The organism is Vibrio sp. 1CM2L (genome assembly GCF_023161695.1).
Lineage (GTDB): Bacteria > Pseudomonadota > Gammaproteobacteria > Enterobacterales > Vibrionaceae > Vibrio > Vibrio coralliirubri.
Genome location: NZ_JALNTT010000008.1, coordinates 170,792 through 189,461 on the forward strand (window position 1 = coordinate 170,792; position 18,670 = coordinate 189,461).

Sequence of the window (18,670 nt, forward strand, 5' to 3'; positions counted from 1 at the left end):
AGCTTATTGTCTATCGTATATTTTTCTTATCTTTGAAGTTATTCTCCATATATTACTTAAAAGTAATAAATAAATTAAGAAGCAAATAAGAAAGCTATACAACATTATGTACTCGGGGATTCCTATCATCTCTGCGTATATTCCTATCCCTGCACAAATCGCAGCAATTGTGCTAATTGTGATTAAAGTTTGAATAGAGGTTAACCCAAGACGTTGAAATATATGATGTAAATGCTCTCTATCTGGTTTAAATGGGGAGCTCCCGCGCCTTATACGTCGAATCATTATTGCAGCCATATCCATAAGAGGGATGGCTATTAGCCATAGTGCAGTTACAGGTCGTAATGGAGGAGCACTGCCATTTTGACTTGAAAGAAGCAACAACCAAATAACGGTAAAACCGATGAGCATACTGCCTGCGTCGCCCATAAACACTTTTCTTGTTCGTCCAAATACCCCTAGATTTAACAGAATATATGGGACGATAACCACCACAAGAACAAGGCAAATATAAGCTAAGTTATGCTGCCCATCATAGTTGAGCATGATGCCAAGCCCACTAAAAGTCACAATGGATAACCCACCTAAAAGCCCATCGATGCCATCAACCATATTAAATGCATTAATAGCTCCGACGACTGCTAGAATAGTTACAAAATACCCAAGCCACCCTAGTGTTACAACTTCGCCTGTGCCCAAGATATCACCAATTGTATTGAGCTCAATCCCCCCGATCACCATCATTGCTACAGATAACCCCGCTTGAATAGCAAAGCGAAGTTTGAAACTTAAATCAAACTTATCGTCTAAGGCTCCTACTCCCACGAGAATAAAAATACATGCGACATAAAGTGGTGTTTGGGGCAGGATATTAGGATTATTCAGAAGAAAGTAAAAAATCGCAATACAAATTGATATACCACCGACTAACGGAACTGAATCATTATGAAGCTTACGTGCGTTAGGTTTGTCGACTAAGCCGATTTTCTTAGCAAATTTACGCATGATAAAAATCGTGGCGAGCGAGAAAAAGAAAAGGGATGAAAGGTCTAGAAAGGGAATGAGCACAATTAAGCCTAATAATATACGTTTATGCTGATTTTAGTCGATTTAAGTTCGATATAAAAGAGTTACGCAATATTGCTGTGAAATTGCTCTCTTAAGTGTACGTACTTTCGGCTCTATATGGTGATGATGTTTAGAAATGGTACCCCATATATGAATTGGTATCCATTCAGGCTGTTCAAATGTTGATCAGCTTGGTTCTAGCCCTCAGGGCAACTTTAAAGATAGTTAATTGTTTAGTTCATACTTGTCTATTATAGAATCTTTTCGAACACCATCAATTCCTGCGACTAATTAGAATCAAAATTCACTACAAGTTATCATACCATCGTTCGTTATTGAGTACTGACTGTGAATTCGATTGACGTACCACGGACTAAACTCTGATACATCATGTTCGTTCTTGTGCATAAATGGTATTTTGCCATAATAATGATGTGAATTTTCGAAGGTTAGGAGTGATAATAACTGGGGTAGTAAAAGGCTCAAAGTCATTAGATTACTCATGACTGGTGTCGCGCTAACTTTTCAAATATTAGAGTAAGTTTAATAAGGTCCAAGTGTCTAAAACTTTGGAGGAGGGCATAAGTTGCAAGCCCCTCTAATTGTTGATGCTGATACGGGAGTGTCAATCGTCCCAAAGTTTTTTTTAATAAATATATCTATTCTCAGATGTTTGCGGGCGTGGAACATGCCAAACTTAGCCAACGCGTTCCAGCTACAGTGAGCATCATCTTCTATAGCAGAACGATACACGCAATAAAGGCGTCTTCAACGCCACGTTGACAGGACTCAATTAGAGCACTAATTCAAGATTTAGCACCCATATTTGTGAACCGCGATACGAGGCAGGGTGAGGTCTTCGCACTGTACAGCTTAGCCCAGCTCACCGAAAGTTCATTGCTAGGTATAGTCACCCATAGATATAATAAATTGTGATTGGTTCTTTTTGACTAGCTTGGAGTCAAACGAGGCAAGGCTATAGCGAGGAGTATCGAGTTCAAACTTTCATCTTCAATTTTTGCTCTTTCCATTGCGGCTATTATTTGACTTACAAGGTTGGTATTTTTTGTAGGTAAGACACTCACCCCTTTCCGAATAGAGTATGACCTCAATTGTGGTTTTATTCAACATTAGGCTTTATTAGTTAAGCCTAAGGGTGGGCCTTCGGCTGCTTCCTTGGCGAAAGCTGCAAGTTCTTTTGTTAATAAACTTACAATTCTCAACTCCTCCGCTGACGTTGAATCCTTAGATTTCTTGATCTTCCGCTACAGTTTTGACTGTAAACTGTAGTAAAATTACGCTAATTTGTTTTTATACCGATTTATTTTGAATTGAACGAGGTCAGTCCTATGTCAGCTAAGAAGCCAATGGCTCTAGTGATCCTTGACGGTTACGGTTACCGTGAAGACAACCAAGACAACGCTATCGCGAACGCTAATACACCAGTATTAGACGGTCTTATTGCTAACCAACCTAACACGCTAATCTCGGCTTCTGGCTTAGATGTAGGCCTACCAGACGGCCAAATGGGTAACTCTGAAGTGGGTCACACCAACATCGGTGCGGGTCGCGTGGTATACCAAGATCTTACTCGTATTACTAAGTCAATTTCAGACGGCGAATTCGGCCAAACTGAAACGCTAGTGAATGCTATCGACAAAGCGGTGAAAGCTGAGAAAGCGGTTCACATCATGGGACTTATGTCTCCAGGTGGCGTTCACTCTCATGAAGATCACATCTACGCCGCTGTTGAAATGGCAGCTGAGCGTGGCGCAGAGAAAATCTACCTACACGCATTCCTAGACGGCCGTGATACGCCGCCACGTAGCGCTGAAAACACACTGGCACGCTTCCAAGAGCTGTTCGCTAAGCTAGGTAAAGGTCGTGTTGCTTCGCTTATTGGTCGTTACTACGCAATGGACCGTGATAACAACTGGGATCGCGTTCAAGAATCTTACGACCTGCTGACTCAAGCAAAAGCAGAGTTCACATTCGACACTGCAGTTGCTGGCCTAGAAGCGGCTTACGCTCGTGACGAAAACGATGAGTTCGTAAAAGCGACTGAAATCAAAGCAGAAGGTGAAGAGTCTGCCGCTATCGTTGATGGCGATGCGGTTATCTTCATGAACTACCGTGCCGACCGTGCTCGTGAAATTACACGCGCATTCGTGCCTGATTTCGACGGCTTTGCTCGTAACGTATTCCCAGCGATCGATTTCGTGATGCTGACTCAATACGCAGCAGACATCCCACTGCTATGTGCATTTCCACCGGCTTCTCTAGAGAACACCTACGGTGAATGGTTATCGAAAGAAGGCAAAACGCAACTACGTATCTCTGAAACAGAGAAATACGCACACGTGACGTTCTTCTTCAACGGCGGTAAAGAAGACGAGTTTGAAGGCGAAGAGCGTCAGCTTGTTGCTTCTCCAAAAGTAGCAACGTACGACCTACAGCCAGAAATGAGCGCTCCAGAGCTAACTGAAAAGCTTGTTGCAGCAATCAAAGGCGGCAAATACGACGCTATCGTTTGTAACTTCCCTAACTGTGACATGGTTGGGCACACTGGCGTTTACGATGCAGCGGTTAAAGCCGTAGAGTCGCTAGACGAATGTCTTGGCAAAGTAGTTGAAGCAATCAAAGAAGCTGACGGTCAACTGCTTATTACTGCTGACCACGGTAACGCGGAAATGATGGTAAACCCAGAAACGGGCGGTATCCACACGGCGCACACTAACCTACCAGTTCCACTTATCTACGTAGGTAGCAAAGACGTTGAGTTCAAAGAAGGCGGCAAGCTGTCTGACCTAGCACCAACGATGCTTTCTCTGTCTGGTATTGATATCCCAGCAGAAATGTCAGGTGATATAATCGTTAAGTAATTGTTTGGCTCAGCGGTTCACGTTGACCCTTTAACGATTCTGAAAGCCCGCACTTCAAAGTGCGGGCTTTTTTATTGATGCGGGATGCGCGTAAACGAGATGCGAAGAGCTTAAGGGCGGATGCGGGATGCGCGTAAACGAGATTCGAAGAGCTTTAAGGGCGGATGCGGGATTCGGGTAAGCGAGTATCGAAGAGCTTAAGGGCTGGTGCATGATGCGAGTAAGCGGGTCACTAACAGAATGAGAGCTGTTATATATTTTCGCATCTCGTTACTCTCATCTGCTCTAGACTGTCATTCCAGAATTGAGGAACGAAATATCTGGAATCTCATGCCATGTATTACTTGTCATATTCGGTGTTCAACATAAAGAGAGATTCCCTATCACGCTCGTACCTCGCTGTAGGGAATGACGTAATGATAAGAGGGGGCAGATTCGGGATTCGAGTTATCTCGCATCCCGTTTACTCTCATCTCGCTTTTAGAACCGAACGCTCAAAATCCAGTAACCACTCTTTGCGGTTCATGCCGCCGGTGTAGCCGGTTAATGTGCCATTTGCACCAATCACTCGGTGGCACGGGACTACGATGCTAAATGGATTCTTGCCATTCGCGCCACCGACTGCTCTTACGGCTTTTGGGTTGTTCATTCTTTTGGCTTGTTCACCGTAACTGATGGTTTCGCCATAAGGAATAGTCGTTAAAGCCTGCCAAGCTGCTTTTTGAAAGTCAGTGCCTTTTATCGCTCTTAATGGCAAATCGAATTCTGTTCGTTGACCTGCGAAATACTCATCTAACTGTTTCGTCGCCAGTTGGCAAAGCTCATCTGGATTGCTAGTAATGAGTTCTTCGTGATTTATATGGTCAATTTCAATAATCGACACACCATTACTCACAATGATCATCTTGCCAATCGGTGCGTCATAGAACATTTTGTAAATGGTGTCTTCCATGTCATCTTCCTTCCTCTAGTTTTTTCTGCTCTCAAGCTCTTCGAATATCGATACTCGAATCTCTCATCTGCTCTTAAATCTTTTCGCATCCCGTATCTTTTTTTATACGAAGTGCAAAGCAATACCCTGAAACTCCGCCGACAATGTTGCCCAAGGCTAAGCCTATAAACAGCCCTTCGACACCATCGATTTGGCTGCCTACCCAAGCGAACGGCAAGGTAAAGACAAACAAACGCATAAAGCTCCATTGAAAGGCTTTCAGTGGTTGATGCATCGCATTCATCCCACTGATCAGCATCATCACAATACCTTGGAACCCATAGCTAAAGGGAACGACTAACAGGTAATGCCACAAGATGCCTCGTACGGATTCTTCTTGAGAGAATAAAGCGGCTAAAGGAATGCTCAGTGGCACCATCATCAAGAAAATCAAACCTTGGAACATCACAGCAAAACGCATACTGAGAAACAGTGCCTTAAAGCTGCGTTGCGGGTTGTTTGCGCCAAAGTTCTGCGCCATGAAAGGCGTAAGAGCCGAAGTCAGAGACATCAACACAATGATAAGAATGGATTCAATACGCTGGGCAGCACCATAAGCAGCAACGGCTTCGGTTCCCTGTTTGGCCAACATCATCATTATGATGGCACCCGCTAATGGATTGAGTGCATTGGACAGTGCAGCTGGCGTGCCGATGGTCAGTATTTGATGCCAGTCGCTAAGGATGTTTTTGACATTCGGTAATGCCAGAAGCTTTTCTCGTTTAATCAAGATGTACAGCGAGCAGCACAGAGCGCCAAACCAACTGAAACCACTGGCAATCGCGGCACCTTGAATCCCTAATTCAGGGAAGGGGCCGTAACCAAAAATAAGCAAAGGGTCGAGAACGCCGTTGATTAATCCTGCTAGCATCATAATTTTAGCGGGCGTTTTGGTATCGCCACTGGCACGAATGGCATTGTTGCCTGCCATTGGGATCACTAATAGGGGAATGGTGACATACCAGATCAGCATGTACTCAGAGATCAGAGGCAGTAACTCCGCTTCGGCACCCAATAAAGTAAATAAGGGGTCGAGTGAGGCAATGCCAACGGCGGAAGCGCAGCAGACCAGAAGTAGCGCGAGTAATAATCCATGGCAGGTAAATCTCGCCGCATTTTGTGCGCAGCCTTGACCAAGTAAACGCCCAATACACGTAGAAAGGCCAATACCTATTCCCATGGTGATGCAGTTAATCGCAAAGGTGATTGGGAAGGTAAAGCTCACTGCTGCAAGGGCTTGAGTGCCGAGCAATGAGATAAAGAAGGTATCGACGAGATTAAACATCAAGATCGCCACCATACCGAATATGGTCGGTATGGTCATGGTACGCAATGTACTCTCAATTGGGGCAGTTAATAGCCCGTGCTTATCTTGCATGTAAAACGCCGATAGAAACCAAAAGCGTAGGATAAACAGATGCGGGCGGGAAGGGAAGAAAAGTAGATGCGAGTAAACGAGATTCGGGGTGCGAAAAGCTCAAGAGCGAATTTGAGGCATGGGTATCTAACTTAAAAGTATACGGGCATTTACACACCGCTTGGGGCATCCTCAACTGGCTTCGTCATTCCCTACAGCGATGAACGAGCGAGATAGGGAATCTTTTTAGCTTCAACTTTGGCCTTTGGAGATTCCAGACACTTCGTTCCTCAGTTCTGGAATGACGGCAATCTTAATGCGTATTTTCTACCAATATCTCGCATCGAATTTACTTCTTTTTGTTACTCGCATCCTTCATCGGCTCTATCTGCCTTTCAGATCACAATTTTTCTCTTTCACCCCTTGGGATCTTCTACATCGCCCCAACATACTCTTTAACCCCATGCCAATCGTGGCAACTATCAAATTAAATGGAAATTATCAGGAGATACGACCGATGAATATCCGTCCTCTACACGACCGAGTTATCGTTGAGCGCCAAGAAGTTGAATCTAAATCTGCTGGTGGCATCGTTCTAACTGGTTCTGCCGCTGAAAAATCAACTCGCGGTACAATTCTAGCTGTTGGCAAAGGCCGCATTCTAGAAAACGGTTCAGTACAACCATTGGACGTTAAAGTTGGCGATACTGTTATCTTTGCTGAAGGCTACGGCACTAAGTCTGAAAAAATCGACGGCAAAGAAGTTCTGATCATGTCTGAAAATGACATCATGGCGATCGTTGAGTAATCCACACTCCGACCATAATCAGATAGCTTTCATTTTCGATAGAACCTAAACGTCATTCCCTACCGCGAGGTACGAGCGAGATAGGGAATCTGAAGCAGCTAATGATGATAGAATACTGAATTTTCTCATTGTTACTCCTCAGAGTGATGAAGATGAAAGTCAACAACAAACAAGAATTTAAAGGAAATAAAGATGGCTGCTAAAGACGTTAAATTTGGTAACGACGCACGTATTAAAATGCTAGAAGGTGTAAACGTTCTGGCTGACGCGGTAAAAGTAACGCTAGGTCCTAAAGGCCGTAACGTTGTTCTAGACAAATCATTTGGCGCACCAACGATCACTAAAGATGGTGTTTCAGTTGCACGTGAAATCGAACTTGAAGACAAGTTCCAAAACATGGGCGCACAAATGGTTAAAGAAGTGGCTTCGCAAGCGAATGACGCTGCGGGCGACGGTACAACGACAGCAACCGTTCTTGCTCAAGCAATCATCACTGAAGGCCTAAAAGCCGTTGCTGCTGGCATGAACCCAATGGATCTTAAGCGCGGCATCGACAAAGCAGTTATCGCAGCGGTTGAAGAGCTAAAAGGCCTTTCTGTTCCATGTGCAGATACAAAAGCTATCGCGCAAGTAGGTACTATCTCTGCAAACTCTGACGCGACAGTAGGTAACATCATTGCTGAAGCGATGGAAAAAGTAGGCCGTGATGGCGTTATCACAGTTGAAGAAGGTCAGGCTCTGCAAGACGAGCTAGACGTAGTAGAAGGTATGCAGTTCGACCGCGGTTACCTATCTCCTTACTTCATCAACAACCAAGAAGCAGGTTCTGTTGATCTAGAAAGCCCATTCATCCTTCTTATCGACAAGAAAGTTTCAAACATCCGTGAACTTCTTCCGACTCTAGAAGCGGTTGCTAAGGCATCTCGTCCACTTCTAATCATTGCTGAAGATGTAGAAGGCGAAGCGCTAGCGACTCTAGTTGTGAACAACATGCGTGGCATCGTGAAAGTGGCTGCTGTTAAAGCACCTGGTTTCGGTGACCGTCGTAAAGCTATGCTTCAAGATATCGCTATCCTAACGGGTGGTACGGTTATCTCTGAAGAGATCGGTCTAGACCTTGAGAAAGTAACGCTAGAAGACCTAGGTCAAGCTAAGCGTGTAACCATCACTAAAGAAAATTCAACCATCATCGATGGTGCGGGTGAAGAGACAATGATCCAAGGTCGTGTTTCTCAAATCCGTCAACAAATCGAAGATGCAACGTCTGACTACGACAAAGAGAAACTTCAAGAGCGCGTAGCTAAGCTAGCTGGCGGTGTTGCAGTAATCAAAGTTGGCGCTGCGACTGAAGTTGAAATGAAAGAGAAGAAAGACCGAGTTGAAGATGCACTTCATGCAACTCGCGCTGCAGTTGAAGAAGGTGTGGTTGCTGGTGGTGGTGTTGCACTTATCCGCGCTGCGTCTAAAGTTGCTGGCCTTGAAGGCGACAACGAAGAGCAAAACGTAGGTATCCGCGTTGCACTACGTGCAATGGAAGCTCCGATTCGTCAAATCACTAAGAACGCTGGTGATGAAGAATCAGTGGTTGCTAACAACGTTCGTGCTGGCGAAGGTAACTACGGTTACAACGCGGCTACTGGCGAATACGGCGACATGATTGCTATGGGTATCCTAGATCCAACGAAGGTAACTCGTTCTGCACTTCAGTTCGCTGCATCTGTTGCTGGCCTTATGATCACGACAGAAGCGATGATCACAGACAAACCTCAAGATGCGTCTGCTGCTATGCCTGATATGGGTGGCATGGGCGGTATGGGTGGCATGGGCGGCATGATGTAATCATCCCCCTTTCTCGTAACAGAGAAAGCCATACATAAGCTTTAGAAAACGGAGACTTCGGTCTCCGTTTTTTTATGTTTTGAAATCGTCATTCCCTACTGCGAGGCGCGAGCCTGATAGGGAATCGGCTTTGCCTATAAGCGTTTGAGGGTGTTGTGTTCTGAGATTCCAGATACTTCGTTCCTCAGTTCTGGAATGACGGTTGTTATTGCTGGAGTGATTTTGTGTTTCGTCATTCCCTACAGCGAGGCTCGAGCGTGATAGGGAATCTTTACAACCTTCAAATAGAAACATGGGCCTAGATCGCTACTCTTACCTCTCACCGCATCCCTTTCTTTATATTGCTCTTTATGATTTAGCAGCTTATATTCAACAGTGCAGTTATGACATTGATTTAACATGGATAGCTGTTTAATAAAGGACAATAAATGCTTGATTAAAAATGGATTAATCAAGTGAACAATAAGTCAGTGGAGACTCCCCCAATGAAAAAACTACTTTCAGTACTTGCTGTGTCTGCAGCAGTAATGGCACCGGCAGCATTCGCTTCTTCGCCAGTTATGTTTTCAACGATTAACGGCTTCAACGCACCTGATTCAGATGCGGTTGGCGGTGTGCGCTTGGCTCTGCTTCACGGACAAGTAAACGACCTTAAAGGTGTCGATCTTGCCGTTGTTGGTATGTCTGAGACGCAAACGACCACAGGTGTGAACCTTGGTATTTTTGGTGCATCAAAAGTGAACCAAGAAATGACCGGTGCATCTCTAGGTTTCTTCAACTGGAATACGGGTAAAACAACCGGTGTTAACCTTGGTGCTGTGAACATTACTAATGATGTGAAAGGCGCGAACGTGAGTTTCGTCAACTACTCAGAAGGTAACACTATGGTTGATGTTGGTGCCGCGAACCTTTCAGAAGTGTCTACGGTTCAGGTTGGTATCTTCAACAAAACCAACAAAATCGAAGGCGTACAGGTTGGTCTGATCAACTGTGCTGACAACGGTTTCTTCCCGTGCTTCCCGATTGTAAACTTTGCTAAATAACGCTGTCGTTTAGCCTTTGGTTCTACCATTGGCGAGCAACGTTCAGTTAGTGCATTAGCTTTTAAACGCTAAGCCTATCAACGCCTAAACCCTTGTTTGGGCGTTATTACATTCAATTCCACTTCTACGATAAACTTCTCAAAGTACCCAATAAGCATATTGTTTTATATTTGTTGTTGCGATGTTTAAATTTATAAGTACAATGTGCGATAAATTCCTAATGATGATTTATATGCTTTGATTAACCACCATACCGTCGATTTTAAAAAGGCTTTCTTAGGCCTTACCGCCAGTTTTTTAGTAGTTTTGAGCTTGTTGCTCGTTGATTCAGCGGAAGAATCAGATAAACAGTATGGAATGGAAAACCAAGGCGTGACGCGCTCTTTAGCGGAGCTCACACAGATCATAAATGCGCTTGAGTACAACATCACTGCGCTTTATCCACTGCATGGAGATACCTACGTATTCTCGCATGACAAAAAGATCGAAGGTGAGACGTGCTACTTCACCAGTGAGGAGCAACATGCCCCTCGTTTTGATTTTATGTTCTCTGGCCCTCGCGAGATGTGCAACCCGAAATCGGACCTTTACAGCGAAGCGGGTAAGCGCCTGTTCATCGCGCCGACCATGGCTTATTTTGCCAATACCATCGATACCATTTCTGCGATTTATTTCATTTCGAAAGAGAAGTTTATTATCTCTTCGCCTTCTGACTTTGCCAGTTACATTAAGGGCGATACCTTTGATTCGGTTGTAAATAGCAGGCCTTATTGGGTGAACACGATTCGCTTTGGCTTAGCTCAAGGGCAAGACCAAGTGGTGTATACCGGCCAATATGATGACTACCTTACTGGTCAGAAAGTGGTGACCTTAACCAAAGGAATCTACGTTAATGGTGAGTTTAAAGGGGTATTGGGTGTCGATGGTTATGTCTCTAACTTAGTATCGAATCCTACCCATGGCTATAAAGTCACCAGTACTCGAGGCGCAAACAAATACGGATTTATGGATTTTACCTATTCCAAGCCTCTGTATGTTGATGACATTAACACCCAGTTATATCTGAGTATTGAAGAAGATAAGAGCGAGCACTTTCTGCATGTGTTGGAGATGGAGAAGATTCAGCTTTCGATACTGTTGGTTTTGTATCTGCTCTCAGTTTTATGGCTATGGCGCTTCTATACAAGACAAGAGCACCAGCGTTTAAATGAGCTCGCAATGCGTGACCCATTAACGGGCTTGCTGAATCGACGTGGTTTTGAGGCTCGATTACTGGCGCAGGATGAAGAACCGATTATTGGTGTTGGCGTGTTTGATATCGATGATTTCAAAGTCGTTAATGATCAGTATGGCCATAAAGTGGGGGACGAGGTGATTTGCCATGTTGCTCAGTTGATGCTGAACAGCGTTAGACAGCAAGATATCGTGGCGCGATTTGGTGGCGAAGAGTTTGTTGTCGCGATTACGGGTGAGTCGTCGGAGTTACTTTCATCGATCTTTGAGCGAATTCAAAACGACATTAGCCTGCAGAGTTATCGATGTCCTACAGGAGACAAGATTAGTATTTCTGTATCTGGTGGCGCGACGCTCTACTCTCTGTATAAATTCGATAGTGTCGGGCACTTGTGGGAAAACCAGAGTATTCGTTCGTCTGATGAGCAGCTCTATAAGGCAAAGGCTGCGGGTAAGAATCAGGTGTGTATTCAGGTGTATTAAGCGCTTTCGTAAAAACTCAAAGCCTAGTCGTTTGACTAGGCTTCTTTTTTGTCTCTAAGGAATTGTGTCTAGTAGATCTCATTCAGGGTGAGATACTACTTCTTCACGCGACCTTTTCGCATCCACTTTTGGTGAACGCCACGACGCAGGCTTTGGAAGCTGTTTTCCACCTTGTCGACACCAAGCAGAATCACTAGCGCCATTAGCGTAATAATGACCGACTGGGAAAGATGACCAAGTGCGATCATCATACCTAATGCCGCGAGTACCCAGATAATCGCGGCTGAAGTGACACCATGAATCTTTCCATCCAGAGTCATCATTACCCCAGCGCCAAGGAAACCAACCCCAGTAATGATCTGACCAAGCACACGAGCTTGATCGAGCGTGTTAGGGGAAAGGCTAATCGCCATCGTAAGGAAGAAATAGGTACCACTGATGATCAGAATCGATGTCCTGATCCCTACCGGTTTACCGCGTGTTTGTCGCTCGATACCGATTAACGAACCACACAGCATGCATACAGCAAGGCCTGCCCAGCTAAAGGGGGCAAGGTTGAGAGTTTGTTCTATAAATTGTGTCATATCACCCCTCCTAAAAATTTAGAATAGAGCCGAGTATGCTAATAATAGACCGGACGATCGAACAAAAACTTTTTGTCTTAACGATTGATAAAGGTGACGTAAAGTCTAGCAGCCGTCTGTTGTTAAGGTGAAGACTGGTGTCGTGGTCTCTGTCGCTTCTTGGTACTCAAGGTAGCAGTTATCAGCCTGATTTTTTCGGCTCGAAGGCGCATAAAGAATAATGCCATCGTTCGCGTCAGTGTTGGTAAAGAACCAGTCAGCTCTGCCCGTATCCCAAACCGCATCCAAGAACGTGGATTCGATAAGCATTGACCAAGTTTGATCGTTCATCGCTGCAGGGTAACCGTAAGCGACCAATATATCGTCACCCTCAACGTTAATCGATGCGCTGACAGCCTTATCCAAGCCTAGTGCTGATGTCTTACCATAAAGCATAGCACTTGCACCCTCCATTCCGCCTTTAAGGCCGTTTAATGTCGAGATGCGCGCATCAGTTTGCAGGTTGAGGAACTTAGAAGCAGCAGTGACCGACACAATACCTAGAATTACGATCACCACGACCAGCTCGATGATGGTGAAACCTCTTGAGCTGAACTTAAGCGCTGGTTGAGATGTGATTGCTGGTGGAGTCACTGAGGTATTGTGTTTCATTGATACAACTTCTCTATTCAATGTGTAGATCGAGCGGTGTCTTGCTGCTGCGTCCGCCAATCTCACGGGTTAACTTAGGTACTAGGTAGCCAGAAACCTCAGAGATTAATCCCTTAAAGTGATGCTTCGCCTCTTCATCTGAAATATAGAAGTGCGCTGCGCCCTGAACCTTATCAAGTACATGCATATAGTAAGGTAAAATACCGGCGTCGAATAGCTTTTCGCTTAATTCTTTCAATGAGTTAGCGCTGTTATTTACGCCTTTAAGCATCACGCCTTGGTTGAGCAGAGTAGCACCACTTAACTTAAGCTTGTGAAAGGCTTGTTTGAGCTCTAAGTTGATTTCGTTGGCATGGTTAATGTGGCTGACCATCACCACATTAAGGCGAGTTTGAGCTAACAATTGGCACAGTTCATCTGTTACTCGAGCGGGAATCACAACCGGTAATCGGCTATGAATTCGAACGGTTTTCACATGTGGTATTTGTTCGATAGCATGAATCAGCCACTCTAGTTCGCTATCTTTTGCCATCAGTGGATCGCCACCCGACAAGATAACTTCGTTGATCTCTGAGTGAGCAGCTACATAGTCTAGGCTGGTTTGCCAAACAGACTTCGAGCCCTTGTTATCTTGATAAGGGAAGTGACGACGGAAGCAGTAGCGGCAGTTAATCGCACAACCGCCTTTCACAATCATCAGTGCTCGATTTTTGTATTTGTGCAGTAGCCCTGGGATAGCGTTCTCTTGCTCTTCCAGTGGATCAGCGGAATAGCCTTGGTGTACCTCAAACTCTTCGCTTAGCGGTAAAACCTGTCGTAGCAATGGATCGTGTGGGTTGCCTTTTTCCATTCGTTCGACAAAGCTAAGAGGAACCCGAAGCGCAAATAACTCACGAGCAGCAAAGCCTGCTTGCCACGGTGTTGGGTCTATTTCCAATGCCTCAAGCAGTTTTGTCGGGTCAGAGATCGCATTCGATAGTTGTTTGAGCCAGTTTTGCTCAACAGATTCGACTTTTCGGGTTATGATATGCGGCATTGAAATTAACTCAAAGATGTGGAAGAGAAAATCATGGCGTCAGTAAGCACCAATGAATTCAAAGGCGGTTTAAAATTCATGTTAGATAACGAGCCTTGCTCAATTATCGACAATGAATACGTTAAGCCAGGTAAAGGCCAAGCGTTTAACCGTGTAAAACTTCGTAAACTGCTGTCAGGCAAAGTGTTAGAGAAAACATTCAAATCAGGCGAAAGCTTTGAGCTTGCAGATGTTGTTGACGTTGAACTAGGTTACCTATACAACGATGGCGAATTCTACCACTTCATGAACAACGAAACATTTGAGCAAATCGCAGCAGACGTAAAAGCAGTTGCTGACTCTGCAAAATGGTTAGTTGAAAATGACGTTTGTACTCTAACGTTGTGGAATGATAACCCTATCACAGTAACTCCACCAAACTTTGTTGAGATCGAAGTAACTGAAACCGATCCTGGCCTTAAAGGCGACACACAAGGTACTGGCGGTAAGCCTGCGACTCTAGCAACAGGCGCGGTAGTTCGCGTACCTCTATTCATCGCAATCGGTGAAGTGGTTAAAGTTGATACTCGTACTGGCGAATACGTTGGTCGTGTGAAGTAATTTACTTCAAGTATCTGAAAAAGGTCGCTTAGGCGGCCTTTTTTTGTGCCTGAAGATTGGGGAAGGGCAGAAGAGCAGATACGAGTAAACGAGATGCGGGATACGAAGAGCCTGAAGAGCAGATTAGAGTAAGCGGGATGCGAGATACGAAAAGCAGGAAGAAAAGAGCCGAATCAGAGAGATAAGATATTCGACAAACAACAAAAAAGCAGAGCTGGATAACCTAGCTCTGCTTTCGCTTTTCTGCTCTTAAGCTTTTCGCATTTCGATTACTCGAATCCCGCATCTGCTCTTAAGCTCTTCGATACTCGTTTACCCGAATCTCGAATCTGCTCTTAAATCATAAAGATGAAAATAACAGACAATGCGCTAATTAGACCTGCAACGAAGTAGCAGCCCACTTTACCTGCAACGCCGACATGGAACTTAAGGTCGTGCATGCCGTGGTGAAGACGGTGCATTGCGTGCCACATTGGCAGTGCTAGCGTACCGATGATGAATAGCGCACCGATAATGCTGGTGGCAAATTCAGACACACGCTCGTAGCTCATTGCATCAGCATCGATGATGCCCATTGGCACTAAGATACCTAACACTAGAATCGTGATTGGTGTGATCATCGCGAACCAAGTACCGCCAGCGCCGAATAGGCCCCACCAGATTGGCTCATCAGAGCGTTGTGGGTTGTGGTTAACAGGTTTTACTTTGTAATTTGTGTTCATAACGAAAGCTCCTTACACCACAACAAGAACGATTAAAGAAATAAAGGCCACCGCTGCCCACTGGGTCAGTACGATGATTCTTTTATCAACCAATTTGCCTTTAAGACGGATTGGCATTACTTGAGGCATCATGCTGAAGAAGGTCTGAGCGTGCAGCAAGCTGCCTAGCAGTGCCACGATGTTGATACCAACGACTATAGGGTTAGCCATAAAGCTCAACCAACCAGCCCAAGCTTCAGGGCCTTTCACCAGTGCACCCAAACCGAAGGTTAGGAACAGAGTGAATAGAATCAAAGGCAGTACAGTCGCTTCACGTAGCATGTAGAAGCGGTAGAACGGATGGTTGCTCCACCACGTTCTCTTCATCTCACGAACATAAGGCTTACGATTGCTCATATTATGCCTCCTCTGCTGTTTTTACTTGCGATCCGTCTGGCTTGAACATCGAGATAACGAAGTCCATTGAAGACTCAACTTTACCTTGGTTTACTGCAGCCGCTGGGTCTACTTTCTTCGGACATACGTCAGAACAGTAACCTACAAACGTACAGCCCCAAGCGCCGTTGTCGCCATTGATAAGCTTCATACGTTCAGCTTTACCATTGTCACGGCTATCTAGGTTGTAGCGGTGAGCAAGAGCAAGTGCCGCAGGGCCGATGAACTCAGGGTTTAGACCAAACTGAGGACACGCTGCGTAACACAAACCACAGTTGATGCAGCCAGCGAACTGTTTGTACTTCGCCATTTGCTCTGGAGTTTGGATGTTAGTGCCGTCTTCTGGCTTACGGTCGTTACCGATGATGTAAGGCTTGATCGCTTCAAGGCGCTCGATGAACGGCGTCATGTCGACAATCAAATCTTTTTCGATTGGGAAGTTAGCCAAAGGCTCAATCTTGAAGCCATTCGGGTAGTCACGTAAGAAGCTCTTACACGCCAGTTTTGGCACGCCATCAACCATGATGCCGCAAGAACCACAAATCGCCATACGACAAGACCAACGGTAAGACAGGTCTTTATCTAGGTTGTCTTTGATGTAACCGATCGCATCAAGTACTGACATGGTTTCATCAAATGGCACCTCAAAGGTTTGAAAGTGAGGTTCTGCATCGTGCTCAGGATCATAACGCAGGATTTCAATTTTTTGGATTCGATTCGCTGACATTATGCTTGCTCCTCTTCGCTCTTCTTAGCATTCTCTTCTGCTGCTTTTTCAGCGGCAGCGGCTTTCTCTGCAGCTTCACCGTACAGACGAGCTTTAGGTTGAGATTTAGTAATCTTAACGCCGCTGTAGTCGATGGTTGGTGCTGCATCTTCGTTGTAGAAAGATAGAGAGTGTTTCAGGAAGTTCACGTCATCACGTTCTGTGCAGTTGTCGTCTAGACGTTGGTGTGCACCGCGAGACTCTTTACGAAGAATCGCTGAGTGAACCATCGCTTCTGCAACTTCAAGGCCGTAACCCACTTCGATAGCGTAAAGTAGGTCAGTGTTGAACACTTTGCCTTTGTCTTTAATGCTGATCTTCTTGTAGCGAGCTTTCAGTTCAGTGATCTTGTCGATGGTCTTTTGCATCAAGTCTTCTTGACGGTAGATACCACAACCCGCTTCCATGGTGTGACCCATTTCAGTACGGATGTCAGCCCAGTTCTCATCGCCTTCTTGAGCCAAGATGCCAGCGATGCGATCTTCAACGGCTTTAACTTGCTTAGCGATAGACTCTTCGTTCCAGCCTTTGAATTCAGCAGCGCGTTTCACCGCTTCTTCACCAGCAACGCGGCCAAATACTACGAACTCAGCCAGAGAGTTAGAACCTAGGCGGTTTGCACCGTGTAGGCCAACTGAAGCACATTCACCAACGGCGAATAGGCCTTTAATGCGAGTTTCACAGGTACCGTTAGTCTCAATACCACCCATGGTGTAGTGAACGGTCGGACGAATTGGGATTGGCTCTTTTGCTGGGTCTACGTTTACGTACGCTTTTGCCAGCTCACAGATAAACGGTAGACGCTCTTGCAGGTACTCTTCACCAAGGTGGCGAAGGTCAAGGTGTACTACATCACCAAGTGGGTGCTTGATGGTGTTGCCTTTCTGCTGCTCGTGCCAGAATGCTTGAGAAACTTTGTCACGAGGACCCAGTTCCATGTATTTGTTTTTCGGCTCGCCCACTGGAGTTTCAGGGCCCATGCCGTAATCTTGCAGGTAACGGTAGCCGTTCTTGTTAACGATGATACCGCCTTCACCACGACAACCTTCGGTCATCAAGATGCCAGTGCCCGGTAGGCCTGTTGGGTGGTATTGAACGAACTCCATATCACGCAGTGGTACACCGTGGCGATAAGCCATTGCCATACCGTCGCCCGTTACGATGCCGCCGTTGGTATTACAGTGGTAAACACGACCTGCGCCACCGGTTGCTAGAACAACAGATTTTGCTTTGATGGTAACAAGCTCACCTTCAGACATGTGAATCGCGATTAGGCCTTGTACTTCGCCATCTTCAACGAGTAAATCCACCACAAAGTACTCATCAAATCGTTTGATTGTGTCGTACTTCATCGAAGTCTGGAACAGAGTATGAAGCATGTGGAAGCCGGTTTTATCCGCTGCGAACCACGTTCTCTCTACCTTCATACCGCCGAATCGACGTACGTTTACTTCACCGTTTTCTTTACGACTCCATGGGCAGCCCCATTGTTCCATTTGGATCATTTCGCGAGTCGAGTTTTCAACAAAGTATTCAACAACATCCTGTTCACATAGCCAGTCGCCACCGCCAACAGTATCGTTGAAGTGGTTATCTAGGCTATCTTCGTCTTTAATTACCGCTGCTGAACCGCCTTCTGCCGCTACCGTGTGCGAACGCATTGGGTAAACTTTAGAAATCAGTGCAACTTCCAGTTCAGGATTAGCTTCAGCTGCTGCAATTGCTGTACGAAGACCAGCGCCGCCTGCGCCGATGACTGCGATATCTGTGGTAATTGTCTTCACAGTTATTCTCCAGTGTGATGCGGAGTATTCCGCTTGTTATTATAAAAAGCCTATTTAGGAGGTTCTAAATCGTAGGAACCATTTAGCACCCCTAAGCCTTAAGTGGTAGGTTCAGTGTAAGAGAGGAAGGTATTCGAAAAGTTGATGCATTTGGGTTTTTAGGTCGGTAATGCATATGGAGGCATAGAAATTATAGGTTATGTGACTGCAATCACGGCAATGAATTGTTGATAACGATTAACCCACAGGACAGGTGTTAACGGCTTGTTGAGTATGATTTTTGTTATCAATGTTGATGTGAAATCTGTATTGATAATTGTATTGTAGAACGTAATTTTCTGGCTTCATTAAAACAACATTTTGCTTTCATCAATAGACAGATAGAAGC

At 45.2% G+C, this 18,670-nt stretch carries 16 protein-coding genes; 6 read left to right on the top strand and 10 right to left on the bottom strand.

Annotated features, from left to right (window positions below):
* Positions 1-3 precede the first annotated feature (3 nt).
* Positions 4-1,068 (bottom strand): UDP-N-acetylglucosamine--undecaprenyl-phosphate N-acetylglucosaminephosphotransferase, encoded by a 1,065-nt coding sequence (wecA, locus tag MSG34_RS21350; RefSeq protein ID WP_248339330.1) that lies wholly within the window; start codon positions 1,066-1,068, stop codon positions 4-6.
* 1,349 nt (positions 1,069-2,417) lie between these two features.
* On the opposite strand from wecA, the gene gpmM reads away from it, so the two are divergent.
* Complete coding sequence (gpmM, locus tag MSG34_RS21355) at positions 2,418-3,950, top strand: 2,3-bisphosphoglycerate-independent phosphoglycerate mutase (RefSeq protein WP_248339331.1); 1,533 nt, start codon at positions 2,418-2,420, stop codon at positions 3,948-3,950.
* Positions 3,951-4,419: 469 nt separating this feature from the next.
* Here gpmM and MSG34_RS21360 read toward each other — a convergent pair whose 3' ends face one another.
* Positions 4,420-4,902, bottom strand: a complete 483-nt coding sequence (locus MSG34_RS21360; RefSeq protein WP_248339332.1) for a methylated-DNA--[protein]-cysteine S-methyltransferase — start codon at positions 4,900-4,902, stop codon at positions 4,420-4,422.
* Positions 4,903-4,975: 73 nt separating this feature from the next.
* Entirely contained in the window at positions 4,976-6,319 is a 1,344-nt protein-coding gene (locus MSG34_RS21365; RefSeq protein WP_248339333.1) for an MATE family efflux transporter, read from the bottom strand.
* A gap of 496 nt (positions 6,320-6,815) precedes the next feature.
* Between MSG34_RS21365 and MSG34_RS21370 the strand changes: the two genes are divergently transcribed.
* From MSG34_RS21370 to MSG34_RS21385, 4 genes are all read left to right on the top strand, one after another.
* Positions 6,816-7,106: a co-chaperone GroES gene (locus MSG34_RS21370; RefSeq protein ID WP_017061289.1), complete on the top strand. Its 291-nt coding sequence runs from the start codon at positions 6,816-6,818 to the stop codon at positions 7,104-7,106.
* Between the two features lie 192 nt (positions 7,107-7,298).
* Positions 7,299-8,945, top strand: a complete 1,647-nt coding sequence (groL, locus tag MSG34_RS21375) for a chaperonin GroEL (RefSeq protein WP_048614073.1) — start codon at positions 7,299-7,301, stop codon at positions 8,943-8,945.
* 485 nt (positions 8,946-9,430) lie between these two features.
* The gene (locus MSG34_RS21380; protein WP_017068001.1) at positions 9,431-9,988 is read left to right on the top strand and encodes a hypothetical protein; all 558 of its coding nucleotides are present in this window, start codon (positions 9,431-9,433) and stop codon (positions 9,986-9,988) included.
* A 237-nt stretch (positions 9,989-10,225) separates the two neighbouring features.
* Positions 10,226-11,704, top strand: coding sequence for a sensor domain-containing diguanylate cyclase (locus MSG34_RS21385; RefSeq protein WP_248339334.1), 1,479 nt, complete (start codon positions 10,226-10,228; stop codon positions 11,702-11,704).
* A gap of 95 nt (positions 11,705-11,799) precedes the next feature.
* Here MSG34_RS21385 and MSG34_RS21390 read toward each other — a convergent pair whose 3' ends face one another.
* From MSG34_RS21390 to epmB, 3 genes are all read right to left on the bottom strand, one after another.
* A complete protein-coding gene (locus MSG34_RS21390; protein ID WP_048607785.1) occupies positions 11,800-12,288 on the bottom strand; it encodes an MgtC/SapB family protein in 489 nt (162 codons plus the stop codon).
* A gap of 105 nt (positions 12,289-12,393) precedes the next feature.
* Positions 12,394-12,939, bottom strand: a complete 546-nt coding sequence (locus MSG34_RS21395) for a prepilin-type N-terminal cleavage/methylation domain-containing protein (RefSeq protein ID WP_052880184.1) — start codon at positions 12,937-12,939, stop codon at positions 12,394-12,396.
* A gap of 13 nt (positions 12,940-12,952) precedes the next feature.
* Positions 12,953-13,975: an EF-P beta-lysylation protein EpmB gene (gene epmB, locus MSG34_RS21400; RefSeq protein ID WP_193842297.1), complete on the bottom strand. Its 1,023-nt coding sequence runs from the start codon at positions 13,973-13,975 to the stop codon at positions 12,953-12,955.
* Between the two features lie 33 nt (positions 13,976-14,008).
* Between epmB and efp the strand changes: the two genes are divergently transcribed.
* On the top strand, positions 14,009-14,575 hold the full coding sequence (gene efp, locus MSG34_RS21405) for an elongation factor P (protein WP_019822013.1): 567 nt from the start codon (positions 14,009-14,011) through the stop codon (positions 14,573-14,575).
* 335 nt (positions 14,576-14,910) lie between these two features.
* Here efp and frdD read toward each other — a convergent pair whose 3' ends face one another.
* From frdD to frdA, 4 genes are read right to left on the bottom strand one after another with little or no spacing between them, the layout of a single operon-like run.
* The gene (gene frdD / locus MSG34_RS21410) at positions 14,911-15,297 is read right to left on the bottom strand and encodes a fumarate reductase subunit FrdD (RefSeq protein ID WP_017067166.1); all 387 of its coding nucleotides are present in this window, start codon (positions 15,295-15,297) and stop codon (positions 14,911-14,913) included.
* 12 nt (positions 15,298-15,309) lie between these two features.
* Positions 15,310-15,693, bottom strand: a complete 384-nt coding sequence (gene frdC / locus MSG34_RS21415; RefSeq protein ID WP_048607793.1) for a fumarate reductase subunit FrdC — start codon at positions 15,691-15,693, stop codon at positions 15,310-15,312.
* Position 15,694: 1 nt separating this feature from the next.
* Positions 15,695-16,459: a succinate dehydrogenase/fumarate reductase iron-sulfur subunit gene (locus MSG34_RS21420; RefSeq protein WP_009847917.1), complete on the bottom strand. Its 765-nt coding sequence runs from the start codon at positions 16,457-16,459 to the stop codon at positions 15,695-15,697.
* Positions 16,459-18,282, bottom strand: coding sequence for a fumarate reductase (quinol) flavoprotein subunit (gene frdA / locus MSG34_RS21425; protein ID WP_048607796.1), 1,824 nt, complete (start codon positions 18,280-18,282; stop codon positions 16,459-16,461). The genes MSG34_RS21420 and frdA overlap by 1 nt, the downstream gene beginning before the upstream one ends.
* Positions 18,283-18,670: the final 388 nt, after the last annotated feature.

Excerpts from the sequence above, each read along its gene's own strand:
- frdC (WP_048607793.1), bottom strand. The coding sequence starts at position 15,693 with ATGAGCAATCGTAAGCCTTATGTTCGTGAGATGAAGAGAACGTGGTGG.
- frdD (WP_017067166.1), bottom strand. The coding sequence starts at position 15,297 with ATGAACACAAATTACAAAGTAAAACCTGTTAACCACAACCCACAACGC.
- MSG34_RS21380 (WP_017068001.1), top strand. The coding sequence starts at position 9,431 with ATGAAAAAACTACTTTCAGTACTTGCTGTGTCTGCAGCAGTAATGGCA.
- MSG34_RS21390 (WP_048607785.1), bottom strand. The coding sequence starts at position 12,288 with ATGACACAATTTATAGAACAAACTCTCAACCTTGCCCCCTTTAGCTGG.
- MSG34_RS21370 (WP_017061289.1), top strand. The coding sequence starts at position 6,816 with ATGAATATCCGTCCTCTACACGACCGAGTTATCGTTGAGCGCCAAGAA.
- MSG34_RS21365 (WP_248339333.1), bottom strand. The coding sequence starts at position 6,319 with ATGCAAGATAAGCACGGGCTATTAACTGCCCCAATTGAGAGTACATTG.
- MSG34_RS21360 (WP_248339332.1), bottom strand. The coding sequence starts at position 4,902 with ATGGAAGACACCATTTACAAAATGTTCTATGACGCACCGATTGGCAAG.
- groL (WP_048614073.1), top strand. The coding sequence starts at position 7,299 with ATGGCTGCTAAAGACGTTAAATTTGGTAACGACGCACGTATTAAAATG.
- epmB (WP_193842297.1), bottom strand. The coding sequence starts at position 13,975 with ATGCCGCATATCATAACCCGAAAAGTCGAATCTGTTGAGCAAAACTGG.
- gpmM (WP_248339331.1), top strand. The coding sequence starts at position 2,418 with ATGTCAGCTAAGAAGCCAATGGCTCTAGTGATCCTTGACGGTTACGGT.
- efp (WP_019822013.1), top strand. The coding sequence starts at position 14,009 with ATGGCGTCAGTAAGCACCAATGAATTCAAAGGCGGTTTAAAATTCATG.
- MSG34_RS21395 (WP_052880184.1), bottom strand. The coding sequence starts at position 12,939 with ATGAAACACAATACCTCAGTGACTCCACCAGCAATCACATCTCAACCA.
- MSG34_RS21420 (WP_009847917.1), bottom strand. The coding sequence starts at position 16,459 with ATGTCAGCGAATCGAATCCAAAAAATTGAAATCCTGCGTTATGATCCT.